At 36.6% G+C, this 16,623-nt stretch carries 16 protein-coding genes; 6 read left to right on the forward strand and 10 right to left on the reverse strand.

What is annotated here, in order from left to right; all coding sequences use genetic code 11:
• The first annotated feature begins 39 nt into the window (after positions 1–39).
• From mutL to EK417_RS18500, 6 genes are all read left to right on the forward strand, one after another.
• The gene (gene mutL, locus EK417_RS18475; RefSeq protein WP_076595254.1) at positions 40–1,836 is read left to right on the forward strand and encodes a DNA mismatch repair endonuclease MutL; all 1,797 of its coding nucleotides are present in this window, start codon (positions 40–42) and stop codon (positions 1,834–1,836) included.
• Between the two features lie 5 nt (positions 1,837–1,841).
• Positions 1,842–2,597: a rhomboid family intramembrane serine protease gene (locus EK417_RS18480; protein ID WP_076595255.1), complete on the forward strand. Its 756-nt coding sequence runs from the start codon at positions 1,842–1,844 to the stop codon at positions 2,595–2,597.
• Positions 2,598–2,606: 9 nt separating this feature from the next.
• Positions 2,607–3,599, forward strand: coding sequence for an endonuclease/exonuclease/phosphatase family protein (locus EK417_RS18485; protein WP_498365957.1), 993 nt, complete (start codon positions 2,607–2,609; stop codon positions 3,597–3,599).
• A 73-nt stretch (positions 3,600–3,672) separates the two neighbouring features.
• Complete coding sequence (locus EK417_RS18490) at positions 3,673–4,644, forward strand: endonuclease/exonuclease/phosphatase family protein (RefSeq protein ID WP_168802029.1); 972 nt, start codon at positions 3,673–3,675, stop codon at positions 4,642–4,644.
• 4 nt (positions 4,645–4,648) lie between these two features.
• Positions 4,649–5,011, forward strand: a complete 363-nt coding sequence (locus EK417_RS18495) for a hypothetical protein (protein ID WP_076595258.1) — start codon at positions 4,649–4,651, stop codon at positions 5,009–5,011.
• Positions 5,012–5,039: 28 nt separating this feature from the next.
• Entirely contained in the window at positions 5,040–5,456 is a 417-nt protein-coding gene (locus tag EK417_RS18500) for a hypothetical protein (RefSeq protein WP_076595259.1), read from the forward strand.
• Positions 5,457–5,526: 70 nt separating this feature from the next.
• On the opposite strand, the gene EK417_RS18505 is transcribed toward EK417_RS18500, so the two are convergent.
• The 10 genes from EK417_RS18505 to murG all read right to left on the reverse strand — a co-directional run bounded on the left by EK417_RS18505 (position 5,527) and on the right by murG (position 16,623).
• Positions 5,527–7,041, reverse strand: a complete 1,515-nt coding sequence (locus EK417_RS18505) for a GH3 auxin-responsive promoter family protein (RefSeq protein WP_110367478.1) — start codon at positions 7,039–7,041, stop codon at positions 5,527–5,529.
• A 105-nt stretch (positions 7,042–7,146) separates the two neighbouring features.
• Positions 7,147–7,557, reverse strand: coding sequence for a BrxA/BrxB family bacilliredoxin (locus EK417_RS18510; protein WP_136522996.1), 411 nt, complete (start codon positions 7,555–7,557; stop codon positions 7,147–7,149).
• A gap of 455 nt (positions 7,558–8,012) precedes the next feature.
• A complete protein-coding gene (locus EK417_RS18515; protein WP_076595261.1) occupies positions 8,013–8,459 on the reverse strand; it encodes a GatB/YqeY domain-containing protein in 447 nt (148 codons plus the stop codon).
• A 90-nt stretch (positions 8,460–8,549) separates the two neighbouring features.
• A complete protein-coding gene (gene ftsZ / locus EK417_RS18520; protein ID WP_076595262.1) occupies positions 8,550–10,457 on the reverse strand; it encodes a cell division protein FtsZ in 1,908 nt (635 codons plus the stop codon).
• Positions 10,458–10,579: 122 nt separating this feature from the next.
• Positions 10,580–11,965: a cell division protein FtsA gene (gene ftsA / locus EK417_RS18525; protein ID WP_136522997.1), complete on the reverse strand. Its 1,386-nt coding sequence runs from the start codon at positions 11,963–11,965 to the stop codon at positions 10,580–10,582.
• A gap of 64 nt (positions 11,966–12,029) precedes the next feature.
• Positions 12,030–13,013 (reverse strand): cell division protein FtsQ/DivIB, encoded by a 984-nt coding sequence (locus EK417_RS18530; protein WP_136522998.1) that lies wholly within the window; start codon positions 13,011–13,013, stop codon positions 12,030–12,032.
• Between the two features lie 43 nt (positions 13,014–13,056).
• A complete protein-coding gene (locus EK417_RS18535) occupies positions 13,057–13,434 on the reverse strand; it encodes a GxxExxY protein (RefSeq protein ID WP_076595265.1) in 378 nt (125 codons plus the stop codon).
• A gap of 194 nt (positions 13,435–13,628) precedes the next feature.
• Complete coding sequence (murC, locus tag EK417_RS18540) at positions 13,629–14,987, reverse strand: UDP-N-acetylmuramate--L-alanine ligase (RefSeq protein WP_136522999.1); 1,359 nt, start codon at positions 14,985–14,987, stop codon at positions 13,629–13,631.
• A gap of 134 nt (positions 14,988–15,121) precedes the next feature.
• Positions 15,122–15,415, reverse strand: a complete 294-nt coding sequence (locus EK417_RS18545) for a GIY-YIG nuclease family protein (RefSeq protein ID WP_076595267.1) — start codon at positions 15,413–15,415, stop codon at positions 15,122–15,124.
• Positions 15,416–15,522: 107 nt separating this feature from the next.
• Positions 15,523–16,623 carry an undecaprenyldiphospho-muramoylpentapeptide beta-N-acetylglucosaminyltransferase gene (gene murG / locus EK417_RS18550; RefSeq protein WP_136523000.1) on the reverse strand — a complete coding sequence of 367 codons (1,101 nt, stop codon included), beginning with the start codon at positions 16,621–16,623 and terminating at the stop codon, positions 15,523–15,525.

A 16,623-nucleotide genomic window follows, 5' to 3' on the forward strand; every position in this document is an offset into this window, starting at 1 on the left:
GTTTTCATTAACTATTTTTGTAAGTTGATTTACGTTTTTATGTCAGATATTATTCAGCTTTTACCGGATCATGTAGCCAACCAAATTGCAGCGGGAGAGGTGGTGCAGCGGCCTGCATCCATTGTGAAAGAACTTTTGGAAAATGCTATTGATGCAGATGCAACGAAAATTGAACTGATCATCAGAGATGCCGGGAAAAACCTTATTCAGGTGGTAGATGACGGAAAAGGAATGTCTGAAACAGATGCCCGCATGGCTTTTGAAAGACATGCTACCTCCAAAATAAAAGGAACAGAAGATATCTTTAAGATTGCCACAAAGGGATTCCGTGGGGAAGCACTGGCTTCGATAGCAGCGGTTTCACAGGTGGAGCTGAGAACGAAACAGAAAGATACTTCCATCGGAACCAATATCTATATTGAAGGAGGAGTTTTCCAGTTTCAGGACCCGGTTCAGACAGCAGACGGATCAAACTTTCTGGTTAAAAATCTTTTCTATAACGTTCCTGCAAGAAGGAAGTTTTTGAAAAATAATAATATTGAATTCAGACACGTAATTGATGAATTTCAACGAGTTGCACTAGCTCATGAGAACCTGGAGTTTTCCCTGTTCCATGATGATGAAGCTGTTTTCAGGCTGAGAAAAGGAAGTCAGATGCAGCGTATTGTGGATGTTTTCGGAAGAAAATTACAGCCACTTTTAATTCCCATTAAAGAAGATATTATCTGGTGTAAGCTTCACGGTTTTGTTGCCAAGCCGGAAGGAGCAAAGAAAGCAAGGGGAGAACAGTTCCTTTTTGTGAATGGAAGGTATTTCAGAAGTCCATACTTCAATAAAGCAGTACAGGAAGCATTTGAAGGGCTTCTTCAACCGGGATATGTGCCTTCGTTTTTCCTTTTTCTGGAGCTTGATCCGGAGAAAATAGATGTCAACATCCATCCACAGAAAACAGAAGTGAAATTTGAAGATGAACATCTTATTTTTGCTTTGCTTCGTTCAACCATAAAAAGATCTTTAGGAATTTATAATGTTTCTCCAAGTCTTGATTTCGACAGAGATCCTGAGCTGGATGAAATGATGAATAAACCGATTCCCAGCAAAGGAAATGGAGGCGGAACCGGTGGCGGTGTTTTTAAAATGCCTGAAATCATTGTAGATAAAGACTATAATCCGTTTCTGGAGGAGAAAAATGTAGTACATCCGGAGGAAATTCAGAACCTTACAGAAATGTATCATCAGAATATTACGGCAGAACCTTCAAAGATCAATCTTTTTGAAGATGAAGATTTTGACGAAGACCTGATGAGGCTTCCCAATGGATACTGGCTTTTCAACAAAGGAGATGTCACATTAATGCTGGATTTGGGAAGAATGCACAGATTATTGGTTTCTGAAGGAAATAAATCCACCAGAAAATCCAATACAAACAGCCATGCTCTTCTTTTCTCTCTGGAGTATCATATGAATGAAATCGAAAAGACAAAATACAATTCGATAAAAAAATATCTTCCGGAATTGGGGTTTGACATGAAAATTGCTCATGAAAGTGTACTTCGAATAGATTCGCTTCCTGAAGGACTGAAAGAAACCCAGGCCATGAAATTTCTCGAAAACCTTTTTGAGATCCTGGACTACAAGACGGAAGAAGAATTTATGCAGTATTACCATAACCAATGGAGTAAAATGCAGTCGAAGTCAAGATTTGACTTTATTTATAAAAAAGATGCGGAACAGCTTATTAAAGACTTTACAGCTTTAGGCTTCCCGGAGTTTTTACCGGATGGCAAAAGATGCTTTTATGAAGTTCCGTTTAACGACTTTAAAAACAAATTTTAAAGAATATGTTTAACAATATACCACCCATCACAAAGAATATCATTATCATTAATGTTATAGTATACCTCATATCTAATTTTATTTTTAAAGGATTGTATGATTCCTTGGTAGGCTATTATCCTTTTTCTCCACTCTTCAAATCATGGCAGGTAATTACACATATGTTTATGCATGCTCCTCTTGAAGAACCTGGAGGGATAATGCATATTTTATTTAATATGTTTACTTTGTTTAGTTTTGGACCTGTTTTGGAGCAAACGCTTGGAGATAAAAAATATCTGATATTATACTTTGCAAGTGGTCTTGGTTCCTTTTTCTTGTTCAATTTGTGGAATTTTGTTGAAATTCAACAAATTGTTTCTGGTCTGGAAAGCTTAGGAGTAAATGCTTCTGAAATTTATTCAAGGGTATCTCTTAACACCGCAGATTATTTATCATTCCATGCGTCTACTCAGGAAGCACAGAATTTGTCAGATCAGCTTTATACAGATTTAAGATCACGAATGTTAGGTGCTTCGGGAGCGATTTTCGGAGTAGTAGCTGCATTTGCAACATTGTATCCCGATTCTAAAATTGGAATCATGTTTATTCCTGTGCCTATAAAAGTAAAATATCTTTTGCCTATTATTGTTGTGGTTTCCATATATCTTGGGGTGTCAGGAAATGGAGGAGGAGTTGCTCATCTGGCTCACGTGGGTGGTGCTTTGGTAGGATGGCTGCTGGCAAGAATTTGGAAAAAACATTTGTACAGATTCAACTAAAGAAGCATTGTGAAGGCTTTCCGACTTATATTGTTCATAATCCACCTGGGAATTTTATTTCTACTGTTGGGTACTTTATTAAACGCTTACATTCCACCAAAGATTTTTTCATGGTTTAATCTGCTTTCTTTGGGCTTTCCTGTACTTATTATAGTATATGTGATTCTAACGGGTTTCTGGGTATTCAGCTGGAAAAAACGAGCTTTTGTATTTATGTTTGCAGGTTTAGCGTTTATAAATCCTGTAAAACGTTGGGTTAATTATTCTTCGCCTGAAAGTGGGAATTCTGATATAAAAATAGTTTCTTTCAATACGAGAGCTGGCGGAAGAGGAAGTGCGGAGACAGGACCTTACCTGAAGTCTCTGGATGCGGATGTTCTTCTTTTACAGGAGGATGCCGGTATAATATATCGATTTGATGGATATCAGAAAGCAAATCCTGGTGGAGGTTTGACGATTTTAACCAAACACAGAATTGTTAAACAGCAGCTCATAGATCCGCAGGATGAAAATGTAAGAATTCCCGGATTACAGGTTGATATAGAAATTAAAGGTAAGGTATACAGATTCATTGATGTCTATCTCAATCCTTTTCGCTTTCAAAAAGATATGGTGAGACTTAATGGAAATACCGATACCGATGAACAAAAAATAAAAGATGTTGTTAAAAGGCTGATTCCCACCTTTAAAAAACATCAGGATCAGGTAACACTTATTCGTGAAGCCATTGACAATTCTCCTTATCCTGTAATTCTAGCGGGCGATTTTAATTCTGTACCCAATTCTTACGAATATTATCATTTATCAGACGGGCTTGAAGATGCATTTGTGGAAGCAGGAAGAGGAAGTGCAACCAGTTTTCACGATTATAAATTTCCTATCAGAATTGATTATATTTTTTCTTCACAATCATTAAAGGTAATATCTTATAAAGTTGACCGTTCTGTAAGTATTTCAGATCATTATCCTGTCATAGTTAAGTTTTCTACGGAGAACAGGTAATCATAAAAATAGTTAAAATTATCTGCTTGGTAGGATTTTTGTTGAAAGAAAACCTTACCAAGACCGTTTTTTCATGAAGTCGAACCAGATATTACTATTTATACATATCGTTGTTGCTGTTTTGCTGTTATGCACATTGGGGAATGCATGGATTCCGCCCAATATTTTTGGCAACCTGAATCTTCTGTCTCTTGGTTTTCCTTATCTGATCCTGGCGCATGTGGTTCTTACGCTGATCTGGATCTTTAAAAAAGAAAAAATTGCTATTGCTTTTGTATTAGGGACATTTATTTTCTATAATCCAATCAGAAGATGGATCAACTTTTCTCCCAAAACGGAAAATTTAAAAACAATACGGGATATCAAGGTATTGACATTTAATGTGAAGTACGGAGAGTATGGCTGGGATAAAGTAAAGGACTACATCAAAGCACAGGATGCTGATATTATTCTGGTACAGGAAAAAGATACCAATCGTGTTATAAAACGTGATCTTATAAAATATCCGTCAGTTATTCTTAAAACTAAGCATAAAATTGTAAGACAAGCGGAACTTATTGATGAGAAAGCCCGTGGAAATTCATTCTATGCTGATATAGATATCAATGGAAAAGTAATCAGAATTATTAATGTATATCTTGAACCTTTCAGACTTCATAAATCGATGTTTACGAAACTTGATAAATTAGGTTTGGGAAATGTTTCAACATTACTTTCTCATATGACTCCTACATTCCAGGCCCACGAAGATCAGGTAAAAAGAATCAGAAAAATGGTAGATTTATCTCCTTATCCTGTTATTCTGGCAGGAGATTTTAATTCTGTTCCCAATTCTTATGAATATTACAATCTTGGAAAAGACCTTCAGGATGCCTTTCTGGTAGCAGGAAAAGGTAGTGCGAGCAGTTTTCACGATTATAAAGTTCCTTTGAGGATTGATTATATTTTCACTTCGAAATCCATCATTCCGTTAAGCTATAAAGTAGACCAGTCTGTGAAATTATCGGATCACTATCCTGTAATTGCAGAATTTCTATTAAATTAGTTCCATGAAAAATTTACTGACTGCGATTTTTATTTATACCGTTCTTTTTACGGCTTGTTCCAAGAAAGAATCTCCGGGCTTCGTAGCTGAACAGGAAGTAAAAATACGTTATGATACTACCGCTATCGACTCCTTTTCTACAGGAGCTGTTTCAGTAGATATTGCACGGAAAATAAGAATGTCTTCTCCTCAGTATATTGATTCTGTAAAACAGGCTAAAAAATTGCAGGATGAAGAAAATAAGCTCAAAGCAGAGCTTGAAAAAGAAAACAAGGCAAAACAGGAAGAAGAAAAGAAAAAAGCAGAGGCTGAAAAGAAGCTGAAGACAGCAGAAAAGCCGTCAGCCCAGGAATCCAAACCAGAATAAATCCGAATTCCATTAAAAAATAAACAATATGAAAAAACAAATTCTAGCTGCAATCGTGATCTCAGTATTCACTGTAGCATGTACAAAATCAACAACAAAAACAGAACAGGTAGAGAATCCTGATGGATCTACCACCACTACCACCACTACCACTACCACTACTGAAACACCTAACGTTGTGGATAGTGCAAAGATCAGCAATGCTAAGGAAGATGTGAAGGCTAAAGTAGATGAAGCAGGTAATAAGATTGATGCTGCTGCCCAGAAGGCAAAAGACAAAATAGATGCCACAGCTGATAAGACAAAAAAGGATCTTAACAAAGCAGGTCAGGATATAAAGACTGAAGCTAATAAAGTAGGGCAGGATGCAAAAGAAGCTGCGAAAAAAGGAGCTTCGAAAATAGAGGAAGCCGCTAAGAAAGTGAAAGAAGATTTAAGCAAATAATTTAAAAGCCGTAGTTCAGTAGAATTACGGCTTTTTTAGTCTGCAGTGGAGAGGGTTAGGAATCTCTCTCTTATTTATTCATTTCCAGGAGTGGATCAATATATTCTCTGTCGTTGCTTAATCTTGGCACTTTATTTTGTCCGCCTAGTTTTCCTTTAGCTTCCAGCCAGTGATAGAACAGATTTTCTTTAGCGATATGTACAATCGGCCTTTTTAGAGTCATATTATTGTATCTTTTTGCTTCATAGTCTGAATTAATGGTCTTTAAATGCTTGTCAAAAGCATCAATAAAATTGTCAAGGCTGTCAGGCTGCCGGCTGAATTCAAAAATCCATTCGTGGGCACCTCCTTCATTTCCCTTCATAAATACAGGAGCTCCTGTAAAATCCGTAATTTGTGCTCCCGTTGTTTCACAAGCTTTTGAAAGGGCAGATTCCACATTGGTGATCATGAGCTCTTCCCCAAAAGCATTGATATAGTGTTTTGTTCTTCCTGTTATTTTTATTCTGAAAGGATTGATCGAGGTAAAGACAACGGTATCACCAATCAGGTATCTCCAAAGCCCTCCATTGGTGGTGATCACCATGGCGTAATTTTTTCCTGTTTCCACATCTTCCAGACTTACTACCTTCGGATTTGAAAAATGAAACTGATCCATCGGGATAAACTCATAAAATATCCCATAATCCAGCATCAGCAGCATCTCATCACTGTCTGATCTGTCCTGGATCCCAAAGAAGCCTTCGGAAGCATTGTAAATTTCGTAGTAATTGATGTTTTTTCCGATGATCTGTCTGAATTGTTCCCTGTAGGGCTTAAAGCTGATTCCGCCGTGAAAAAACACCTCTAAATTAGGCCACAGCTCAGAAATGCTTCCTACATTGGTTTCTCTTAATACTCTTTGCAGAAGAACCATCATCCAGCTTGGTACTCCAAGGATACTTCCTACATCTTCATTTTTTACTTCAGAAGTGATTGCTTTAAGCTTGCTTTCCCATTCTCCCATTAAAGAAACTTTCTTACTCGGAGTGGTGGTAATTTCCACCCAAAAAGGAAGGTTGTCAATTAAAATAGCAGATAAATCTCCAAATTTTGTATTAAAATCTGCATATAGCTCGGAGCTTCCTCCTAAACGTAAATTTTTATAATTAAAAAGCTGGTTTTCGGGATGGTTGTTGGCATAAATGGAAACCATGTCCTTTCCGGCTTTCATGTGGCAGTATTCAAGGCTTTCAGCAGAGATAGGAATGAATTTGCTTTTAGCATTGGTTGTACCCGATGATTTGGCAAAATGTTTAATAAGACCAGGCCAGCTTACATCTTTATATCCCTGTCTGGCTTTTTCAATAAAAGGCTCCATTTCTTCATAGGTAACAATAGGAACTTTGTTTTTGAAATCCTGATAGCTTGAGATAGAATTGAATCCGTATAACTTGCCATATTCTGTATCCTCCGCATGAAACAGCTGAGAAAAAAGTATACCTTTCTGGGTTTCAATAGGATGGTCCATAAAATTCTGTATCTGGTCAATCCTTTGACGGATGAACCAGTTGACTACTGTATTGAAAAGTGCTTTGGTTGCCATTTCAACAAATATAATGATATTTGAATTTTCAGAAAATTTTTTACGTGATTAAATAAAAAAACCGTCACAAAATTTGTAACGGTTTGATATTTATTTGATTGCTTGTTAGCAATATTCATCGTACGCTGCCTGAAGGTTTGCTGCAATGGCCCCTGCAGGGTTTCCTTCGATGTGATGTCTTTCCAGCATGTGAACCAATTCACCATCTTTAAAAAGTGCTACACACGGAGAACTTGGAGGGAATGGAGCAAGGTGTTTTCTTGCCTCTACTACTGCTTCAGTATCAAATCCTGCAAATACAGTTGTTAAATGATCTGGTTTTTTGTCTCCAGTCAAAGAATAAACTACTCCAGGTCTTGCAGCACCTGCAGCACAACCACATACGGAGTTGATTACCAATAATGTAGTTCCGGACTGCTTCAATGCATCTTCTACCTGAGCCGGAGTTTTTAAATCCTGGAAACCTTTATCTGTAAGCTCTGCCTTCATGGGCATTACTAAATCTGTTGGATACATATATTTTGTTTTTTATCTCTACAAAGTTAAGCAATTCTTTGCGTTTGTTCAATATATAAAAACTATCAATTGATTAGTCATATAAAATTAACCAAATATTAATATTGTAATAATATGCTATAAATAATGAAATAATACTAGGAATATTAAAATATTATTGTTAAATTTGAAATGATTCTGAAAAACAAACGATCATGAAAAAACATTTATTGCTTTCCCTCGAGCAATTAATAACTTAAATACTTTCTGAAATATGGTAGTAGCTTAATTCTTTTTTCAGTTTAGAATCAAAACTGATTAACAAACTTTAATATCCAAAGAAATGAATCCCGGAACTGAAGAGCTCCGGGATTCTTTAATCAAATCGATATGCAAAGGTTGTATATCCTTAGTTATGGAATGAGATTGTGTTTGCGAAATTAAGATCAACTCAAAATCCCGAAACCCGAATCACATTATGAAAGGAGCTTTTTAGCCATCTCGGAAATACTTTTTCCGTCAGATTTTCCGGCTAATGCTTTTGATGCCACTCCCATTACCTTCCCTAAATCTTTAGCAGATTCAGCTCCGGTTTCAGAAATAATATTTTTAATTTCTGTTTCTAATTCTTCAGCCGTAAGCTGTTTGGGTAAAAACTGCTCAATAACTTTCATTTGAGCATCTTCTACTTCTGCAAGGTCATTTCTTCCCTGTGCAGTAAATTGATCGTAAGAATCTTTACGTTGTTTTACCATTCTCTGAAGAATAGCAATTTCCTGTTCTGCGGTTACTTCGGCTCCGATAGCTTCAGTTTTAAGCAGTAATATCTGGGATTTCACAGCACGCAGAGAATCCAAAGCCACTTTGTCTTTGGCTCTCATTGCTGTTTTTATAGCTTCGTTTATTGTATTTTCTAAACTCATTTTTATATGCTTTATGCTTTATGCAATAAGCAGTAAGCTTTTGGATTCGGCCAGGATAGCCTATAGCTTACTGCGTATAGCTTATAGCGTTTAGTCTACGTCTTTATTTAAAAATCTGTTTTCTCTGATCTGCATAGATCCATTGTTATCAGACAGGTAAGTGTTGATGTTCTGGTCTGATGCATTGTTTCCGTCGATAGAAATATTTTTTCTTTTAAAAGCAGGAATAGATTCGAATTCACTTGTGCTGTCAAAATTTTGGTAGCGGGAGTTGAATTCTTTTAATTTATTTCTTCTTTCAATCACTCTGTCCTGATCTGCCGTTTTGTTCACGAACGTGAATTCTGATTCTTCAGTTTTTGGAGTTTCAATTTCAGTTTTGTTTTCAAAAGTTGATCTTACTTCAAATTTTGGTTCTTCCTGTTTCTGGTAGAAAGTTTCAATCTTTTGAGTGGGTTCAGCTATCGCAGCATTTGCAGGTGTATTAAATTCTGCTTTTGGCTGTCCAAAATCCGTATTTGGTTCGTTTCTGATAGGCTCGTTTACGAAGAAACTGAATTCAACAGGTTTTTCATTTGAAAATGAGTTGTTGAATGGAGTTCCGGATTGTGGTTCCTCTTTTTTGTTTTCAAAATCAAATGAGAAAGACTGGATTTCAAGATCATTAGGATCTTCATTTTCTTCATCAATAGATAATAAGCTGTATTCCTCTTCTTCATCATTTCTCCAGTTTTGTTCCGGGGTGTTTACCGTATCTTCCTCTTTATCAAAGAATTTTATTTCAGTTCTGGGCTGCTCTTCTTCAATAATCATTTTTTTTTCAGCAGACGTCACATTGAACGGAGTGTCATGCTCTTCGTCATCCAGTCTGAAAAGATTTTTTCCACCAAAATCATGGGCTGCCCCAGGAGCTGATTCTCTTTCTTCTCTTGTTTTGAAAGGAGAATTTTTAGGAGTCTCAAAACTGTCGTTAAGACTAATTCTGATTTTTTCTGTAGGCCCTGCAAACTTTTTATTATCGTTAGAGAACCCCGTTGCGATTACAAGAACGCTTACTGCATCTCCTAATTCTTCATCTGCTCCCACCCCGAAAATGATATCTGCAGTATTTCCTGCTTCTTTCTGGATGTGGTCCATAATGATACCGATTTCATCCATGGTAACTTCTTCAGCCCCACTTCTTATCAATAACAGAACGTTCTTAGCTCCTGTAATCTTATTGTCATTCAATAACGGAGAATCAAGGGCTTTTCTTACAGCTTCTTCGGCTTTATTTTCACCTGAAGCTGTTCCTGTAGACATCAATGCTGTACCAGAATTCTGAAGTACAGATTTAGCATCTCTAAAGTCAATGTTTACATCAAAGTAACCGGTAATAACTTCTGCCATACCTTTCGCGGCATTGGTTAACACTTCATCGGCCTTTGAGAATCCCTGTTTGAATCCAAGGTTTCCGAATTGCTGTCTTAGTTTATCATTGTTGATCACAATAAGCGAGTCAACATTATTTCTTAATTTATCAAGACCGTTTTCTGCCTGTTCCAGTCTTCTTTTCCCTTCAAAACTGAAAGGAACGGTAACAATACCTACGGTAAGAATTCCCATGTCTTTTGCCACTTTAGCAATGACGGGAGCGGCTCCGGTACCTGTACCACCACCCATTCCGGCGGTGATGAACACCATTTTGGTGTTTTGTCCCATAGCAGCCTTGATATCCTCAATACTTTCAATCGCGGATTTTTCTCCAACTTCAGGATCGGCACCAGCTCCAAGACCTTCTGTGATAGAAGTTCCCAGCTGAACTTTATTGGCTACCGGGTTATTATCTAAAGTCTGAGCATCCGTATTACAGATCACGAAATCAACTCCGTGAATTCCTTTCTCGTACATGTGCTTCAAAGCGTTGTTTCCACCGCCCCCTACACCGATTACTTTTATAATGGATGAATTTCCTTTTGGCAAATCAAATGAAAATCCTTGTGTACCTATATTTTCCATAACTATACTTTTAATAATTGATAAGTGATAGATGATAATTGATGAATAATATTCGTTATTAAATTAATAAATATTAAATTATTTCCAGCTATCATTGACCATTAATCTTGTATCATTTATATTTATTCTACTTCTTCAAAGAATTTTTTTACTTTTTCCATAAGCGACTGTCCGAAGGTCAGTTTCGCCTTTCTGTTCTCCTGTCTCTCATTTTCAAAAGACTGCTGCTCCTGAACGGGTACTGCCTGTTGAATAGCCTGAACCGTTTCCTGCTGTACTGAAGGCGTTTCCTGCTTGAGCTGCTCAGTAACAATCTCTCTCTCTTCATCAGCATTCTGCTTTTTGTCTCTGATCTTTAAACTCTCCATCAGTAATCCGATAGAAGTAGCAAATTCAGGACCTTTCAGGTACTGATTTTTGTCGTTGGCGATATATTCATTCGCAAAACCGATTCTGCTGTCAAAACCTGTTGTATAATTGGCCAGCTGACGAAGGTGTTTCAGGTTTGAACCCCCTCCAGTAAGAACGATTCCGGCAATCAGTTTTTTCTTTTGTTCAAAAGCACCGTAAGCTTTCAGTTCTGTATTCACCATTTCCAAAACTTCTTCTACTCTCGCGTTAATAATCTGCGCTAAAGTTTTTAAAGAAATCTCTTTGTCCGGTCTTCCGTGAAGTCCGGGAATGGTTACAAAAGTACTGTCTTTTTCTAATTCGGGAACAGCCGAACCAAACTTTACTTTCAGTTGTTCTGCGTGTTTCTCTATAATGGAACAGCCTTCTTTGATATCTTCGGTAATAATTCCGCCTCCGTATGGAATCACACAGGTATGACGGATGATATTATCTTTAAAGATCGCAATATCTGTTGTACCACCACCAATGTCAACAATTGCCACACCGGCTTCTTTTTCTTCTTTTGTAAGTACAGCTTCTGAAGATGCCAATGGCTCTAAAGTAAGGGCTTCCATTTCTAATCCGGCTTCACGAACGCATCTTGCAATATTTCTGATACTGCCCATTTGCCCTACTACAACGTGGAAGTTGGCTTCTAAACGTTTTCCATGCATTCCGACAGGTTCCTGAATTTCACCCTCGGAATCTACTTTATATTCTTGAGGAAGTACGTGGATAATTTCTTCTCCGGGAAGCATAACCAGCTTTTTTACCTGATCTTTTAATGCTTCGATGTCGTCGTCTGTAATAAATTTATCAGGATGTTCACGCATAATATAATCGGAGTGCTGCAGAGAACGGATGTGTTTTCCTGCAATACCTACTGTTACTTTGCGGATAGGAACTCCGGCACTGGATTGTGCTTCGGATACTGCAGCCTTGATTGAATTAATAGTTTGTGAAATGTTATTCACAATACCTTTATGAACACCAAGACTTTTAGCTTTTCCTACACCGAGAACTTCTATTTTCCCGTGTGCATTCCTTCTTCCGACAATCGCGACTATCTTCGTTGTCCCGATGTCCAGACCTACTGAATACTCTTGATTTTCCATTTTATATCGATTTGATTTTTTCTACTTTTTTATCTATAAGGATAGTTTCCTATTTGTGTATAACTTATTCTATTTTAACTTTTGCCTTAGACTTGGACTTGGACTGGGCCTTGACGGGTGGCTTTTTCTCTGCTTTTTTTGTTTCTTTTGTTTCTTTTGTTTGTCCTTTCGGTTTTGTGCTCTCTTTCGGCTTTACCGAGGTGGAGCTGGTCTTTTTTACCTCTGCTATTTTGGGTTTAGCTTCCGTCTTTTTAGCGGCTGTTGGGGAAGGAACTTTTGCCAATTCCATTTTCCCCGCCTTTAAAATACTGTCGTTTTCTTTAAAATAAGGGTTTAAAGTAGTGACAATCTGATTCTGATATTTCACAGAAACCATACTGTATTTCTGAGGGTCCTGATACACCAGGTATTTTTCCACAAATGTTTTAAATCCTCTTACTTTAAAATCAATATTATCAAGATCTCCGATCTCAACTCTGTAGTTTCCTTCGCTTGTCAGAAGATTATAACTGTCTTTATTTTTAGAGATTCCGATAAAGTATTTCTTACTGAAATCATCTTTATCAATTTTTTCTACCAGTTCTGCCAGCTTCTCATATTCATCAGGCTTTACGTTTCCGGTTACCAGCATACATGGATGTGAGTAGGTTCTTGAAATAGGGAATTCAACTCCTTTCTCATCCACATAAAAGTCTTTTCCGTCTTTATTTAATCTGAAAACAGGTACTCTCTGTTTGATATCCAGATTCAGCTTTCCATTCAGGTTCAAGTAGACGTTGGCACTGTCTACCGCCGGAAGAGAATTTATTCTTTTTTCTAAAGAAGGGATATTAAGGTCTCCTACTTTTCCTGATGGATTTTCTTTTTTTACTAGTTCCCTGATGTCTTTTTCATCCACGAAATAGACCGGAGTTTTCTCACTCATTTTTACAGAAATCTTATTGTCTGTAATCTGTTGGTGGCTGAATCTCTTCAATGAGAAACTCAGTAACAATCCAAGGATGATTACCGTGACAACAATTTTTAATATTCTGTATTTATTTTTCATATTTTTCTTTAATCACAAAGGATGTAAAGCAGTTTTATTTTCTTTATAATTTATTTACAACTCGTTTTACTCCATTTTTGAATAATATTGAATGGAAGTTCAAAATCATTCCAAGTTTTATATCTGTTATTCTTAAATAATTTAAAAGCTGGAAAAAATGATAATCATTAATCTCCTGAATTGCCTTTATTTCAATTATTACTTTGTTTTCAACTAATAAATCTACTCTGAACGCTTTAGAAATTTTTAATTCTTCATATTCAATGTCGATATTTTTTTGACTTTCTACATTCAATCCTCTATTTTTTAGTTCATAAACTAAACATTCTTCATATACATTTTCATAAAGCCCAATTCCAAGCGTACGATGTATTTTCATTCCAGCATCGAAAACAATTTCTGAAATTTTATTTTCAATCATACATTTTGTGTTTTTATTTTTAACGCTATGATCGCAAAGCAATCTTTTTATTTTTTCCGTTCGCGAGGGCGTTTCACTCAGCTACGGCTATATTTTTATAATTTGTTTTAATAATATAATTTGTTTTTCTCATTTGCTGAGTGAAACGCCTTTGCGAACGATTTTATATTTTTATTCGCGAACGCAGCGTTTAATCAAACCTTTTCTATCCATTCACAAATAGGATCATACAGGGTGTCTATATTTCCTGCACCTACCGTAAGAAGGATATCAAAATCTTTCTCTTTTATTTTTTCAAAAGCATCGGATAATGTGGATACTTCTTTTTTATCTAATATTACCTTATCCAGCAGCCAGCTTGAAGTAATTCCTTCAAAATTTTCCTGAAGCTCTCTTGCAGGGTAAATGTCAAGAAGGATCAGCTCATCTGCTTTGCTTAAACTTTCTGCAAACCCATCTGCGAAATCTCTTGTTCTGCTGAAAAGGTGAGGCTGGAAGGCTACCAACAGCTTTTTATCAGGATAAAATGTTCTGATTGAACTCATTACAGCATTGATTTCTGTAGGGTGGTGAGCATAATCATCAATGTAAATCTTACCGTTTTGATAAATATGTTTGGTATATCTTCTTTTAATTCCTTTAAAATTGGCAATTGCTTTTTTCAGCGTATCAAAATCTGCGCCTAAATTATGCAGAATAGCCAGTGCTACAGTGGCATTTTCCACATTATGGATCCCCGGAATTTCCCAGACAAAATCTTTAACTGTTTCGGTTGGGGTATGGAAATCAAAATAAATTTTATCATGATCCATACGAAGGTTGTCTGAATAATAATCTGCAGGCTCATTTACCGCATAAGTCTGATGCCCTCTGCCAATTTCCAGACCTTTTCTTACAAAAAGTTGTTTGTCTTGAGGAACTAACGCTGCGAATTGTCTGAATCCTTCTTCAATATGATTTATATCTCCATAAATGTCCAGGTGATCAGCATCTGTAGAAGTTACTACTGCCCAGTCTGGAGACAGGTTCAGGAAGCTTCTGTCATATTCGTCTGCCTCTACCACGGAATATTTGGAACCGTTGTACAGGAAGTTGGATTTAAAGTTTTCAGAAATTCCTCCCAAAAAACATGAAAATGGAAGATCTGCTTCTTTGCATAAGTGAGCCACAAGGGTAGACGTGGTAGTCTTTCCATGAGTTCCTGCAACAGCTATACAATCTGTATTTTCTGTGATTAATCCTAAAACTTTAGCACGTTTCAACACTTCAAACTGATTTTGGTTGAAGAAATCAAGGATTCCCAGTTTTTTAATGGCTGGCGTATAAATAACTAATGTATCTTCTTTTTTAAGGGAAGTGATCCTTTCATCAACAAGGTCTTCAAAAACAATATCAATCCCTTCATTCATCAGATTCTGAGTCAGTTTGGTATTGGTTTTGTCATAACCCAATACTTTTTTTCCGGATGCATTGAAATAGCGTGCTAACGCACTCATTCCAATACCTCCGATGCCAACGAAGTAAAAAGTCTGATATGTTTGTAAAATGTTCATTTTATATTTAATCTTTAATAACTTCTGAACCAGTTCAGAGTTTTATTACTAATATTTTATAATATAAAGCTTTCATCAATGACTCGCTAATGAATTAAACTTTAACGGTGTAAGGCTGAGCTTGTCGAGGCCTTCTAATCTTTCATCCTATTTTTTGATAACATTGGTAATAAGTCCCAGTTATCATTTATTATTGCTTCCTTCTTTTTTCTACTCCAACCTTTAATTTGTTTTTCAAAGCTTATAGCTTGAGTAGCATCATTAAATTCATGATAGAAAACAAGTTCTACAGGTTTTCTTGTATACGTGTAACTTTCAGGATTAAATCCGTCATTATGTTCATTAATTCTTCTTTCCAAATCGTTGGTAAAGCCTGTATAATAAGAATTATCAGAACATTTTACAATGTATACATAATATATTTTCATTCATTTGTGTTTGCTTACTGACCCTTCGACAAGCTCAGGGTGACAGATCTAATACTAACTGTTTTATTGTATTTATGTCAGGCTGAGCTTGTCGAAGCTTTTCCTGATTATTTTATTACTTTAATAATCTCGTCTACAATCTCTTTTGCAGCATTTGGCTTAGCAAAATACTTCAGATTGTCGGACATTTCTTTTCTTACATTTTCATTCTCGCAGATCTCTGATAATGTATTCCAGAATTTTTCCTGCATTTCAGAGTCTTTTACCATTCTGGCTGCATTTTTTTCAACCAGATTCATGGCATTTTTAGTCTGGTGATCTTCCGCTGCAAAAGGGAAGGGAACCAAAAGGACCGGTTTCTGTGCTACAGCCAGCTCAGAAATGGCAATGGCTCCGGCTCTTGAAACGATGATATCCGCTGCAGAATAAGCCAGTTCCATATCTTTAATGAATTCAAGGATCTGAATATTTCTGGTGTCTGTATCTTTTGTTTCTGCTAAAATATCTTTATAATCAAGCTTTCCTGTCTGCCAGATCAGCTGATAATCTTTATCTACAATTTGTTTTAAATGAGATTTCCATGCATTATTCAGAGTTCTGGAGCCTAAAGAACCTCCTACAGAAAGAATCGTAAGTTTATCTTTATCCAATCCCATTTTTTCTTTTGCATGAGATGTTTCCTGCATTCCTGAAACAATGTTTTCACGGATCGGATTTCCCAGGAATTTTATTTTCTCTGCCGGGAATCCTTCTACTTTTGGATAAGCGGTGAAAACGGCTTTAGCTTTCTTGCTTAAAATTTTATTGGTTACTCCTGCATGGGCATTCTGTTCCTGGATGAAAATCGGAATTCCCATTTTGCTTGCTTCATAAAGAGCGGGTCCGCTGGCAAATCCTCCTGTTCCTACAGCAAAGTCGGGAGCGAAGTTTTTGATAATCCTTTTAGATTTTGATAAACTTTTCAGAATCTTAAAAGGAAGTCCCAGGTTAGACAACAAATTTCCTCTGTCGATTCCTGCGATATCAATTCCTTCAATTTTATAGCCTGCCTGTGGAACTTTCTCCATTTCCATTTTGCCGTTGGCGCCAATGAACAAAAATTCTGCATCAGGAAATCTTTTTCTGATCTCATCTGCAATAGCGATGGCCGGGAAGATATGTCCTCCTGTTCCTCCGCCGGATAATAGTATTTTTAATTTTTTGTCCAT

It is taken from the genome of Chryseobacterium candidae, from assembly GCF_004916905.1.
Classification (GTDB): Bacteria; Bacteroidota; Bacteroidia; order Flavobacteriales; family Weeksellaceae; genus Chryseobacterium; species Chryseobacterium candidae.